The following is a 13210-nucleotide window of genomic DNA, read 5'->3' as shown; positions in this document are numbered from 1 at the left end:
GCTGTAAAAGCCGCCGGTCCTGCTATGACATCAGCCAGCAGTGTTGATGTAGATATCCTCGCCGTCCACGCGGACCGGATAGGTCTTGAGGTTCACGCAGACCGGTGCCCCCTTGGCCTCTCCGGTCGGGATGTGGAAGCGGCCCTGATGCAGGGGGCATTCGATCACATCATCAATCACCAGACCGTCTTCCAGATGCTGCTCTTCATGGGTGCACATGCCATGGGTGGCATAGAAGCCCGACGGTGTATTGTAGACAGCAAAGGTCTGTCCATCGTGATCAAAGCGGATCACATCCTCCTCATCGATATCGTCCGTTGCGCAGGCTCGAACCCAGTTCTCACTCATCAATCGTCTTCCTTATTCCCGGTCTTTTGTTGTCTGCCATAGAGATCAGACATAGCCTTTTGTAATGCGCTCTGCCTTCGCCCCCCGTTCCGCAATCATATGCGGGGCCTGGCGAATGCTGGGGGCCTTAGTCCCCAGACGGAGACTGCGTTTCAGAACCACCCAGAACACTTCGATATTGGTGCGGAAGAAGCCCGGATCCGGCTCAGGCAGCTGATCCTTCACCGCCTTGTTCAACTCCGGCAGCTGGTGGAACGGCACCATTGGATAGAGATGATGCTCAATGTGGTTGTTCATGTTCATGTAGAGAAACCGACCCAGCCAGTTGGTCCGGAACGAGCGGGTTGAATCGCGCAGATCAAGCGTATTCTCCTGCATCTCCACATGCTGGATCAGGGTGAACAGCAGCATGATCGGACCGCCCACAAGGCGTGGAATCAGAATGAAGATGACCGGCCACCAGTAACCTGCGAGAACAACAGCAGCGAGGCTGCCATAGATCGCGAGGCAGGCCCGTGCCCCCCATTTCAGTTTCGGCAGTTCACTTTCCGGCGTGTAACGGCGGACTTCATCGGAGAACCGGCCCAGTGCGTTGCGGATGTAGAGCGGGGACTCATAGATAAACAGGCCAATACCCGTGACTTCCAGAAACCACTCTTTCAGCCCCATGGGTGTGTCAAACGGCATCTGGCTGTCCTTGCCTTCCATCCAGGTATAGGTGTGATGGCTGGCATGGGAGAACCGCCGGTGATACGGCTCCTCGAAATAGAGCAGAGACGAGATCCACAACATGGTCTCATTCAGCCAGCGGGTCCGGAAGGCGGTTCCATGCGCACATTCATGGGACATGGAATAGGACGGCACGGTCAGCACCGTTCCATAGGCCAGCATGGCCGGGATAACCCACCATGTGCCAAGTGCCATCCACACGGCAGTTCCGGTAAGGGCCAGTAGAACAAGCCATTGGGCCGTATAGATCAGACCCGGCCTGTCTGACCGGCGTGAGAGTTGCTTGACGAGTTTCTTATCCAACTTGACGCCGGACGAAGCCGCATTGGTTGCGATATAATCAGCCATCGCCTAAATCCCGATACATCTTTCCCGTTGACGCAAGCGACAAGCCCGCGCCTTGTGATTTTGTTTTAGAGCGTATCCAGTGTTTTACTGGCGGTAGTCCGAGCCTTCTTCGTCGAGAATGGCCTTCAGCTCACGCAGATGGTTTTCTGCAGATCCCGGATAATCTTCCCACTGACGGGCTGTCTTTTCCGCCACTTCATCAGAGAGAATCCGCAGCTCTTTGCCGGTCATATAGGCTGTGATGGCTGTCTCGCAGGCCCGCTCGAAATAGTAGAGCGAGTCAAACGCTTCAGCGACCGTATCAGACGCAATCATCACACCATGATTGCCCATGACCAGGATCTTCCTATCACCAAGCGTCGTGGTCAAGCGTTCGCCTTCTTCCCCGAGCCCCATGCCGTCAAAACCGTCATCAACGGCAATACGGTTGAAGAAACGGGCCGTGTTCTGGTCAATCGGTGGCAGGGTCGCTTCCTGCAGCGTCGCCAGAACGGTGGCATATTTGGAATGCACATGCATCAGGCAACGGGCATGGGGCAGATTACGGTGCATTGCGCCATGGATATCCCATGCAGTGGGGTCCGGGGCATCCGGTCGGTTCATCGTTTCCGGGTCATCGGCATCGAGCAGCAGCAGATCACTGGCCTTGATGCGGGAGAAATGCCGGGAATTCGGATTGACGAGAAACTTCTTGCCGTCATCTGAGACAGCCAGAGAAAAATGGTTGGCTGCGGCTTCATGCATGTTCAGGCGCGCCGTCCAGCGAAAGGCACAGGCCAGATCAACACGCTGCTCGTAATAGGGGTCATTCGACAGCCGCGCTTCGGACAGATGGCTCACACTCATGGCATTCCTCCTCACCATGGAGTTCAAACGAGAACAATTCCAAACTGCGCCTATTAAGCGCTCGAAATCCGATCCGGGCAAACGAATAAAAATGACACGATACATTAGTTCAGCTAATGTCTAACTAATTTATCGGAGTAATCCTGCCATGTCGGACCACATGCCGCCCCTCAACTGGCTGCGTGCCTTTGAAGCCGCTGCAAGAAATCTCAGCTTCACCACGGCCGCAGAGGAACTGCATATCACTCAGTCTGCCATCTCCCAGCAGATCAAGTCCCTTGAGGCTCATCTGGGGCAGGCCCTGTTCATCCGGCGGCCACGCGGTCTGCAGCTGACCGATACCGGGCGGGCCTATCTGCCCAATGTGGAAGCGGCCTTCCGACTGATTGCAGACGGGACCCAGCGGATTTTCTCCGGTAATGATTCAGACCGTTATGTTGAGATCCACGTTAATCTTGCCTTTTCGATCTACTGGCTGACCCCGCGCATACATCGTTTCATCAAAGAGCATCCATGGGTGGTTCTGAATGTGTCCACCTCGGTCTGGACAACGGAATTCACCCGCCCCTATGCAAGCGTTGAAATCCGGTTCGGCAGCGGTGAATGGGAAGGGATCAGTGGGCAAAGACTTGGCGAGCAGCGCTATTTCCCGCTTTGCGCGCCGTCCCTGCTGCCGCAGCTCCAGACGCCATCTGATATGCTTGACCATGACCTGTTTGATTTGAGCGGCATGCTGGAAGGCTGGGACAATTGGCTGAAGGCTGCGGGTTCAGGCCTGCCAAAGTCAAAACCCATCCATCGGGCCAGCACATTTACAGTTACCTTTGAAATCGTCCGCCGGGGCCTTGGTCTGACACTCGGCCACAGCCTGATCGCGGATGACCTGATCGCCCAGGGGGCCCTTGCCAGACCCTTTGACCTCACCCTGCCCCTGCGCGAAGGGTATTATCTGATTTCCCCGCCGGAACGCTCGATGAATTCTGCCGCCCTTGCGTTCAAGAGCTGGCTGGAAAAGGAGCTTGGCGACATGGCGGATGTCAACTGATGACAGTGCACCCAGGAAATGAAGAGTTTCTGATAAAGTTGATCATAAGTCGGAGATCAGACCCTTTCCGTTACGGAATGTTGCCGCTAAAGTGAGGTGTCTCGGTAGTCACGACTCACTCACCAGAGTCAGCGTCCGGCCAATCGGTTTCCGCAAGACCGACGGCCTGATTACCGATCAGACCGTTTGTTGCTTGCAAAAGGTCTACCCAACTGACTTGGCCGGAGGACTGTTCTAAAGACCCTTCTGAAGATCCTTCTTCCGGCCTTTTTCAGTCTCAGAGACCGGTCAGGTGGTTGTCCCAGCGAACAGGTACGGATGTTCTCGACCAGCTGGACCCAGGGTGTTGTCGCGATGCGTGCACCAGATCACCCTCGCCGCTTGAGATCAGAAACCCGCCAGAGCGGTTTGCAGCAACGCCACCGCAATCCGTCAGATCCACGCCATCCAAGTAAGCACCGGTTTCAGCATTCCAGAATGTCAGCCTGTTGCCACGAGGTGCTGTGATCGCGAGCGTTGTCTCATCCCCGGACAGCGCAATGGATGCCATATAATTGTTGAGGCTGATCTGCGCTCTTTGGGGGGCTGAGAACAGCTTGAGCCCTTCGCCCTGCCTCACACGTGCCAGAAGCGGCGGCGTTTCCCAAGCTGGCCCTTCAAACTGACCGGCCACCCAGATATCTCCATTGGTCGCGATCGCCATATGGCGAAGAGAAACCTGATGCAGGGAGGCCGGTGCCTCATGCTGTTCCAGAAGTTCACCGGTCTTACGGTCCAGCAGCGTGATGAGCGGCTTCATGGTTGGCAGATTGAGCTTTTCCCGGTCGAAATCCGGATGCGTTTCAATGCCGCCATTGGCAATCACCAATGTTCTGCCGTCAGGCATCAGCGCCATATCATGGGGGCCGACACCACCGCTTGGGAACTCCCCCAGACGCCGATAGCCATCTGTTGCGTCATAAAGCCCTATACGCCCTTCGCCTCGTTCAAAGTCGTTTTCTGTTGCATAGAGCAGACGTCCATCCGGTGAGAATGTGCCATGGCCGTAGAAATGCCGTCCGGATTGCGCTGTCAGTGTCCCGGGAGTGGCCAGCCTTTGCCTGTCGAAGGCCAGGGCAAACGTACCGGGGCGACGGGCGAACGCCACCACGCGACCGGTGCCGTGGTGCACTGCTGCACCATGCCCTCTGTCTGACACCGGGAAGGACGCAAGAATATCCCCCCGCTCTGTCAGAACCTGAATAGCATGGGTACCCTCCGGCAATTCAGCAGATGACAGAAAGAGCGGGTCTCCCCCGTCCATGGCATCCGCAAGGCGGGGCATTGCCGCAATACAGGCCCCCATACCAGCCAGAGCAAGGAAAGCTCTCCGGTCAATCTCCATCCCGGTCAATCTCCGTCCAGCGCGTTGAACCCGGCCTTCAGGTCAATTGCGGTTGACAGATCAACACCAATCGCTTCCCCCAGCGTATCAACCACCACAGAGACATAGCGCAGGCGCTCTGCTGCATCCTTGTCTGCAACGGCGTTTTCAATGGACATCTGAAGACTGGAGAGCGCCCGATCCGCATTGCGGAATTCAAAGGGGATACCCTGCTGCAGCCACTGGTCATTCTGCTTCAGATCCCGGTCAAAACCAGCGGCCCTGTAGAGTTCGGCCAGGCCATCCAGATTAGCAGCCAATGCCTCAATTGCCAGTCCACTGCGGCGGAATGGCAGACGCTTCGGCTTGGGCGTCGCTCCGTCACGTCCGAGGGCAACCAGCACCTTGCGATCCCGGATGGCCTCAAGGCCTGAGACCAGTACCGTAATCAGCTCCTGCGCCACTTCCTTCTCGGACCGGTAAACAGGATTATCCGGTCCCGGATTGTTCATCAGCCGGGCATAGCCATCGTCGCTGTCCCAATCCGCCCTGAGACTGGACGCAGTGTCATGAATGCCCGCTGCAATGCGCATCGCCAGGCGGCAACGGTACTGCCCGGCCTCGTCAGGTCCGAAAACGGCCTTCCCATCGAACAAAACATATTCCAGTGCCTGAAGGCCCTGAAGGGCAACACTCTTTTTTCGGTACGCCGCAGGATCATCCACAACGGCATCTCTCGCCTTCATCAAACGACGAACCTGCCGCAGGCCCCGGCCTTTCACATCCGGCCAGAAGAACAGCCGTTCATAGCGATGGCCCGCAATGACCGGGCCAAAGCGAACAAACTCAAGCCGGGACCAGCTCCGCGCAAGACGGGCAAACCGGTCCTTCAAGGCCTGCGGAGCAATGGTTTCAGAAGCCGCACAGAACGCGGCCACATCATCTGCCATCCGCCCGGCATCCTCTTCAAGAGCCCTGTAGCCCGGACGCAGATAACCGTCCAGCACTCTGTCAGCCACCCCGGCGAAACGACCCTCTGCCGCATCAGCTCTGTAAGGCTGGATCACAATGAAGGCGGAGCTCAGGACAAGACCGGAAGCAACAAGACAAGCATTCAGAAATGACCGCATCATGGTCTGCCTTTTCTCAGAGTGAAGAGAGGAAGCGGATCAGCTTGCGCCGGTCCAGATTATCCAGCTCCATGAACCGGTTCCGTGCACCTTCGGCCTCACCGCCATGCCACAGGATTGCTTCCTCAAGCGTGCGGGCGCGGCCGTCATGCAGAAAGCCCGCATTGGGATTGATCTTCTGCGTCAGCCCAAGACCCCAGAGCGCCGGTGTCCGCCATTCACGTCCATTGGCCGCACCTTCCGGGAAATTGTCTGCGAGACCCTCACCCATATCGTGCAGCAGGAAGTCGGAATAGGGCCAGATCAGCTGGAAACGGTGTTCTTTCTGCTCTGCTTTGCGACTGGTGACATATTTCGGATGGTGGCAGGCGACGCAGCCGGTTTCATAGAACAGCTTCTTGCCTGCCAGCACATTGGCCTCACCTTCTTCCCGACGAACCGGAACGGCGAGGTTCTTTGAGTAGAATGTCACCAGATCCATCACCGGTTCGGGTGCTTCACTGACACCGAGATGAGCCTGTTCACCGTGAGGTAGATTGCGGCAGGAGGGCTGGTTTTCCGTGCAGTCACCCCAATTGGCAGGCACTTCCGGTGTAGAGATGCCGATATCGACGGAGAACGCATTGACGGATTGCCGTCGCACAGACGCAGCCGTCGCCTTCCAGCCGAAACGGCCAATGCTGGTCTTCTCATCATCAAGCCACGGAACCCTGCCGGAGACGCCATCGCCATCTTTGTCATCCACATCGGCATTGCGGAGAATATCCGCCGGGTGAATGGCTTCGATCAGACCAAGGCCGATCATGGGTGGTGCAACGCGCGGGGACAGACGAGCCTCATCGGAGAACGCCCCATAGGCTGGCTCGGAAATCACCACCCGGGGCTTGCGCAGATGGACCGCGACCCCATCAGGATAGGTGATCGTTTGACGTTCATAGGCAATTTCAAGCTGGGCTTCCGCATCTGCGCCAGGGACACCGAATGTCTGCAACTGGCGGCCATAGACAGGTTCCGGGAAGAGAGGCAGTCGCCCCTCTTCATCACCATCCCGGGGCACACCAAGCTTGACTGCAAGCGAGCTTGCGGTTTCTTCGCCAACCGGTGGATGACCACGCCCGTCTTTCAGATGGCACCGCTGACATGACCGGGCGTTGTAAAGCGGTCCAAGACCATCAGATGCCTGAGTGGAAGACGGAGAAGACACCCAGATCTTCTTGAACAGGCCGTTGCCGACCAGAAAATCCTGCTGCTGTTCAAATGAGATATTGGCGGACGGATGCGAGAAGGCATCCCGGTCTGCCTTGCGGCGACTGGTCGTGGCCCCCGCCTGCATTCGCTCGAAGGGTTCGGCTTCGGAAAAATCCGTTGCCGGACGGGTGACCGCTTCAACCCGCTTCTGATCCGTTTCAGAAAGATCGGATCGGGTCAGCTCTGTCTCTGCGTTCGCGAGGGGTACGCCAACACACAAAAACAAGCCCAATGGCATGACCCATTCGGCTATCCTGAGAGGTAATCGCAATGTCGTCTTCCAGCTCTTTGGGGCAGCGTACTCTCGCGCCCCGATCCCAGCTTTCATTTAATGGATTGCATCCCCCCTCACAATCCATATAGTTATTGGGTGACCGAGGGCGAGAGCCGGGAAACGACCTCGGTCACCCATGCAACATGAACCCGCACTGGCACCTACAGGTTCATGCTGAGAACGCAGATCTCGGTGGTCGCTTTGGATCAAATCGGTACGGGAAACCGGCTTGAACACAAGAGTAGGAACGACCACCGAAGTCTGCCTTATTGGAAGACAGAACCCGGATTATCGAGACTGTCTGATCCTTCAACCGTTACACCATCAAGCTTCAGCGCTGTGACAGCACGCTGGATCGACCGTGTCTGGTCAACCAGAGCATCGATACCTGCCTGAACAACCGCATTCCCTTCAGCATTGCCTTCACCAATCATCTGGTCATAGGCCTCAACCGTTTCAGCGCGGGTCTTCATTGCCTTGAAGGCTGAATAAGATGCATCCATCTTGCCGCTGATTTCCTTAGCAAGCTTTGCGTCCGTCTTGGCAAGAAGCTGATCAAGGGATTCACCGGAAATGACTGAACCGTCGATGCGGGTGTACTTGCCGAAATAGGCGTTCCGGATACCAACAACATCATAGTAGTGAGAGTTGTGGGTGTTGTCAGAGAAGCAATCATGCTCTTCTTCCGGATCGTGCAGAAGCAGACCAAGCTTCATGCGCTCACCGGCAAGCTCACCATAGGACAGAGAACCAATGCCGGTCAGCATGGCAGCCAGACCGCCCTTCTCACCCTTGTCTTCAAGCTCCTTGCGAGCGGAACCATCGTCAGCCCACTGACCAACCATGTCTTCCAGGTCGGTTACGAGCAGGTCAGTCGCAGCCTTGAGATATGCCACACGACGCTCACAGTGACCGTTGGTGCAGTTCTGCGTATCAAAATCGGAAGCCTGACGATTGCCAGCGCCCGGACCATTGCCGTTCAGATCCTGACCCCAGAGCAGAAATTCAATAGCGTGGTAACCGGTGGCGACATTGGCCTCAACCGTACCGGCTTCGTGCAGCTCTTCAGCCAGAAGCTTGGGGGTGATGCTGGTCGCATCGATATCCCTGCCACCAATGCTCACTTTGGTGTTGGCGATGACGTTGGCTGCATAAAGCTCGTTCTCTTCAGCTTCTGTGCCGTAACCTTCATCAACATAGTCGATCAGGCCTTCATCAAGCGGCCATGCGTTGACTTTGCCTTCCCAGTCATCAACAGCGGCATTGCCGAAACGGAAAACCTCTGTCTGCTGGTATGGCTCACGGGATTTCAGCCAGGCTTCGCGAGCAGCCTTGAGCGTCTCATCAGATGGTGCAGCAATAAATGCGTCTACAGCCGCCTGCAGAGCCTTCGCCGTGATCAGAGAATCCTCGTAAGACGCATGTGCAATATCTGCATAATTGTCGATGATACCGTGGAGATGACCTCCAGCATGGGCACCGACAGGAAGAAGCGACAACGCCGCGCCAGTGAGAAGAATACGTGCAAGTTTCATCGTTGTATGTCCAACCTCTGCTAAACAGGGATCAACCAAAAGCAAATGGCCCGGCTTAGTCCAGAATCCTCAGAATCCCTGCTGGTAATTTCTTGCGAGATACTGACTGCCCTCCAGCTGCAAGCGCCTCGCAAGAGCAGGTATGATGCAGTTCTGTTGCAGTGTCAATTTAATTCTGACTATAAAAGTCAACTTTTAATTATTCTAATTCTAAACTGATGATTTTTCGTGCTTTCCGGGTCGCTCATGGTGCACTCAAAAGGCCAGGGAAAGCGCCAATCCACGCCTCAGCAAGGTGGGCGAAAGGACATATCAGCAAGCAGAGCAGATCAGAAAGAAAGCCAGAATGCCTGCCCTGAAACGAGGAAAGCCGCCGGGTTTCCCCAGGCGGCTTTCTGTCAGTCAGACGATCCATATTTCTGGCCAAACTCCTGGCCTGAATTTTCAGTTATAAAACTCTGGATCTGTCATCTTGAAGGGTTCAGAGCAATTGTCGTCGTACGGCCTCGCTCCAGTTTTCTACACTGGGTTTCGGGTGAAACCGTCCCTCATCAATCGGGCTCGGCTCACCGGCGGTTTGTCGGCCTGACTCGTCCTGCTCCGCAGCGTGACCGTTTTCGGTCCGTGCTGCACCTTCACTATACTGTCCCATTGTCTTTCCTCTACACAGAGCACTATGCCCCGTTACCAATTGTCGCACCGAAGTCTTAACATGACGTTTGGTGCATATCCTGCGTCATTCGACGTCTGCATCCGCAAGTAATGTGGCATTACCACCGGATGCCGTTGTGTCCTCGCTCACCACCCGTTCCACTGTCAGCCATCGTGCCGTATCAGCATCTGACCTGATCACCGGAATGCGCGGCCCCGGACGTTTCGCCAAAATCTGGCGGAGCTCCCGCAAGGCATCTCCGGTTCCATCGAACAGAACCGCTCGCAAGCCCGGCTGATCTAGGGATGAATTGTGACCATCCGGTGTCACAATCACCTTGTTTTGATCTTTCATGTTCGGCTTAACGTTTGCGAGTGCAGCCCGGCTGGCTTCCGTATCGGCGAGAATGGCCGTATTCCCGGTCGCCGAGACCAGCCGAAGCTGTCTGACCAGTGATGCCACGTCCGGTGACGGACCGTCCCCAAGACAGGCCACCTCACCGCGGGCTTCATGACGCAAGGTGTTGCTTTCCCCGGTTGGCCCCGTAAGCGTTCTTTCAACAGACAGGACCGGACGGTGGATGCTTTCGCTGTCCATTGGCCTGCTGAATCGCATCAGATAATCCGGACCGCCTGCCTTGGGGCCGGTGCCTGAGAGACCTTCACCGCCGAACGGCTGCACGCCGACCACCGCACCAATCTGATTCCTGTTCACATAGATATTGCCGACACTGGCCCGGGCGCAGACCTGGTCCACCCGGCGGTCAACACGGGAATGAACACCAAGCGTCAGCCCGTATCCGGACGCGTTGATCCGGTCAATCACATCATCCAGCTCGTCAGCCTTGTAGGTGAGCACATGCAGGACCGGGCCGAAGATTTCGCGCTTCATTTCCTCAAACGACTCAAGCCGGAAGGCCGCAGGTGCGACGAATGTGCCCTGCCGGGCGATGGATGCGGGCACAGGCACACGGAACAACAGGCGGCCTTTGTCTTCCAGAGCTTCACAATGTACTTGGATCATCTGCCGGGCATCGTCATCAATCACCGGCCCCACATCAGTTGATGCAAGCCACGGATCATCAATCGACAATTCCCGGGCGGCCCCTTCCAGCATGGTCAGAATGGTATCGGCCACATCCTCCTGCACAAACAGTACCCGCAGGGCCGAACAACGCTGTCCTGCACTCTGGAAGGCGGATTGCACGATGTCGCGCACGGCCTGCTCCGGCAGGGCTGTTGAATCGACAATCATGGCATTGAGACCACCGGTCTCCGCAATCAGCATGGCCTCCGGATCGCCTTCGCCTGCCATTGCCTGATCAATCAGGGATGCCGTCTCTGTTGATCCTGTAAAGCAGCACCCTTTGATGCGCGGATCAGATGTCAGAGCCCGGCCTACCGTGGCCCCGTCCCCTGGCAGCAGGGTCAACACGTCGCCGGGAATACCCGCCTGATGCATCAGGGCAATGGCCCGGGCGGCCATCAATGGCGTCTGCTCTGCGGGTTTGGCCAGAACAGGATTTCCTGCCACAAGAGCAGCCACAATCTGGCCGGTAAAGATGGCCAGCGGAAAATTCCATGGTGAAATACACGCAATCGGGCCGAGTGGCTGTCTGCCTGTCTGGTTCCCCCGTGCTTCAGCTGCATAATACCGGCAGAAATCCACCGCCTCACGCACTTCCAGGATGCCATCCAGCCGGGTCTTGCCTGCCTCGCGGCAGCCAATCGCGATCAGCTCCGGCATATTGGCTTCATACAGATCAGCAACCTGCTCCAGCATCGCCGCCCGCTCTGTAACCGGCGTTGCGGCCCAGCCGGACGCTGCATTAACGGCCCGGGCAATCGCAGTCTCCACATGGCCGCTGCCAGCCTCAATCACCTGCCCTACACAATCATCCGGGTCTGACGGGCTGATAACAGGCCGGGCCGTCTCATCAGACCCTGCTCCATCCACTGTTGGTCGCGCCTGCCACTGGACGGCGCGAAACCGGCTCATGGCCTGATCAAGCGCGTCAGCTTCAGCCGGGCTGTTCAGATTGACACCATGGGCGTTGCGGCGCGCCTCACCATAAAGGCCCGCAGGCAACGGAATGTTCTTGTTGGCTTTGATCTCAAGCGTTTCAACCCGGGTGATGGGATCACCGGCGATGACGGAAACCGGAACCTCCTCATCGAGCACCTGATTGACAAAGGAAGAGTTGGCACCGTTTTCAAGCAGCCGCCGGACCAGATAGGCCAGAAGGTCCTTGTGCACACCAACCGGCGCATAGATCCGGCAACGCCGTCCGGCGGTCTCACGGAGAAGCTCATGCAGGGCTTCTCCCATTCCATGCAGACGCTGGAATTCAAAGCCGTCAAAGTCGCCTGCCATCTGCAGAATGGTTGCAGCCGTATGGGCATTGTGAGTGGCAAACTGCGGGTAAATATGATCAGCCTTGTCCAGAAGCAGCCGGGCGCAGCGCAGATAGGACAGGTCTGTTGCCACCTTGCGGGTGTAGACCGGGTAGGTCTCAAGCCCCATCACCTGAGCCTGCTTGATCTCCGTATCCCAATAGGCTCCCTTGACCAGACGCACCGTGATCCGTCGTCCGAGGTCTTTTGCCAGAGCATGCAGCCAGTCGAGGACTGCTGGCGCCTGCTTGTTATAGGCCTGAACCACGACACCGAAGCCATCCCAGCCAACCAGGTCCGGATTGCGCAGAACAGCCTCAATCACATCAAGAGACAGTTCCAGCCGGTCGGCCTCTTCCGCATCAATCGCCAGCCCGATATTGGCCGCTCGGGCATGTTCAGCCAGCGCGCCGATCCGGGGGACAAGCTCTGCCATCACCCGCTCGCGCTGCACCCATTCATAACGGGGGTGAAGGGCTGACAGCTTCACCGAGATACCCGGATTATCCCGGAAATCCGATGATTTCGCATGGTCAGCAAGCGTGGCAATGGCCTTTGAATAAGAGAGAAAATAGGCACGTGCATCCTCTTCCGTCCGGGCTGCCTCCCCCAGCATATCGAAGGAATATCCATAGCCTTCGTCCGTACGGCCCCGACCGTTCTCAACGGCCTCCGCAATAGACCGCCCCAGAACGAACTGGCGACCCAGAACCTTCATGGCCTGCTCAACCGCCTTACGGGCAACCGGTTCGCCCAGCCGCCGCACGGCTCCTTCCATGGTGTCAACCAGCTCAGCTGCTGCCGTGTTCTTGTCCCGGAACAGCCGCCCGGTCAGCATCAGCGCCCAGGTCGATGCATTGACCAGAAGAGATCGTGCCCGGCCGCGGTGACTGTCCCAGTCGCCGGGACCGACCTTGTCCCGGATGAGTGCATCCAGCGAGCGGGCATCCGGTGTCCGCAGATAGGCTTCCGCCAGACACATCAGCGCAACGCCTTCCTTGGTGGAAAGCCCGTATTCCGCGAGAAATGTCTCCATCAGCCCGGGCGTTTTCAGGGAACGAAGACTGCCAATCAGCTTTTCAGCCGCAGTAACGCCCGCCTCCCGTTCTTCAGCCGACAGGCGATGGTTTGACAGATTATCAAGCGTGGCATCCTGTTCAGACCAGAAGCGACGATCGGCAATATCAGCCCTGAGAGCGGTCAAATGATCCATGAAGTATCTCCGGCAGAGAATTTACGTTCCTCCATTCTGCCAGAGAAACAGTAGGAATTGTCTCTTATTTCAATGGAAATACAGGC

10 protein-coding genes are annotated in these 13210 nt (G+C 56.9%); 1 reads left to right on the top strand and 9 read right to left on the bottom strand.

The features are described 5' to 3' along the window. Window positions 1–30 precede the first annotated feature (30 nt). The 3 genes from RA157_RS11350 to RA157_RS11340 all read right to left on the bottom strand — a co-directional run bounded on the left by RA157_RS11350 (window position 31) and on the right by RA157_RS11340 (window position 2271). A complete protein-coding gene (locus tag RA157_RS11350) occupies window positions 31–348 on the bottom strand; it encodes a non-heme iron oxygenase ferredoxin subunit (RefSeq protein WP_350333236.1) in 318 nt (105 codons plus the stop codon). A 45-nt stretch (window positions 349–393) separates the two neighbouring features. Further along, a complete protein-coding gene (locus tag RA157_RS11345) occupies window positions 394–1425 on the bottom strand; it encodes a fatty acid desaturase (protein WP_350333235.1) in 1032 nt (343 codons plus the stop codon). A gap of 84 nt (window positions 1426–1509) precedes the next feature. Further along, window positions 1510–2271, bottom strand: coding sequence for a class II aldolase and adducin N-terminal domain-containing protein (locus RA157_RS11340; protein WP_350333234.1), 762 nt, complete (start codon window positions 2269–2271; stop codon window positions 1510–1512). 148 nt (window positions 2272–2419) lie between these two features. Here RA157_RS11340 and RA157_RS11335 point away from each other — a divergent pair, with 148 nt between their 5' ends. Continuing rightward, window positions 2420–3316 (top strand): LysR family transcriptional regulator, encoded by an 897-nt coding sequence (locus tag RA157_RS11335; RefSeq protein WP_350333233.1) that lies wholly within the window; start codon window positions 2420–2422, stop codon window positions 3314–3316. A gap of 277 nt (window positions 3317–3593) precedes the next feature. Here RA157_RS11335 and RA157_RS11330 read toward each other — a convergent pair whose 3' ends face one another. From RA157_RS11330 to putA, 6 genes are all read right to left on the bottom strand, one after another. After that, on the bottom strand, window positions 3594–4700 hold the full coding sequence (locus RA157_RS11330) for a DUF1513 domain-containing protein (protein WP_350333232.1): 1107 nt from the start codon (window positions 4698–4700) through the stop codon (window positions 3594–3596). A 5-nt stretch (window positions 4701–4705) separates the two neighbouring features. Next, window positions 4706–5812 carry an imelysin family protein gene (locus RA157_RS11325; protein ID WP_350333231.1) on the bottom strand — a complete coding sequence of 369 codons (1107 nt, stop codon included), beginning with the start codon at window positions 5810–5812 and terminating at the stop codon, window positions 4706–4708. 13 nt (window positions 5813–5825) lie between these two features. Continuing rightward, window positions 5826–7295, bottom strand: coding sequence for a di-heme oxidoreductase family protein (locus RA157_RS11320; protein WP_350333230.1), 1470 nt, complete (start codon window positions 7293–7295; stop codon window positions 5826–5828). 302 nt (window positions 7296–7597) lie between these two features. Then, on the bottom strand, window positions 7598–8866 hold the full coding sequence (locus RA157_RS11315; RefSeq protein ID WP_350333229.1) for an imelysin family protein: 1269 nt from the start codon (window positions 8864–8866) through the stop codon (window positions 7598–7600). Window positions 8867–9347: 481 nt separating this feature from the next. Next, a complete protein-coding gene (locus RA157_RS11310; RefSeq protein ID WP_350333228.1) occupies window positions 9348–9518 on the bottom strand; it encodes a hypothetical protein in 171 nt (56 codons plus the stop codon). A gap of 84 nt (window positions 9519–9602) precedes the next feature. Beyond that, entirely contained in the window at window positions 9603–13124 is a 3522-nt protein-coding gene (gene putA, locus RA157_RS11305; RefSeq protein ID WP_350333227.1) for a bifunctional proline dehydrogenase/L-glutamate gamma-semialdehyde dehydrogenase PutA, read from the bottom strand. Between the last annotated feature and the right edge of the window lie 86 nt (window positions 13125–13210).

It is taken from the genome of Coralliovum pocilloporae (assembly GCF_030845175.1).
Lineage (GTDB): Bacteria > Pseudomonadota > Alphaproteobacteria > Rhizobiales > Cohaesibacteraceae > Coralliovum > Coralliovum pocilloporae.
Note: the sequence above shows the minus strand (reverse complement) of the source record. Positions and strands in the feature narration are given on the sequence as shown.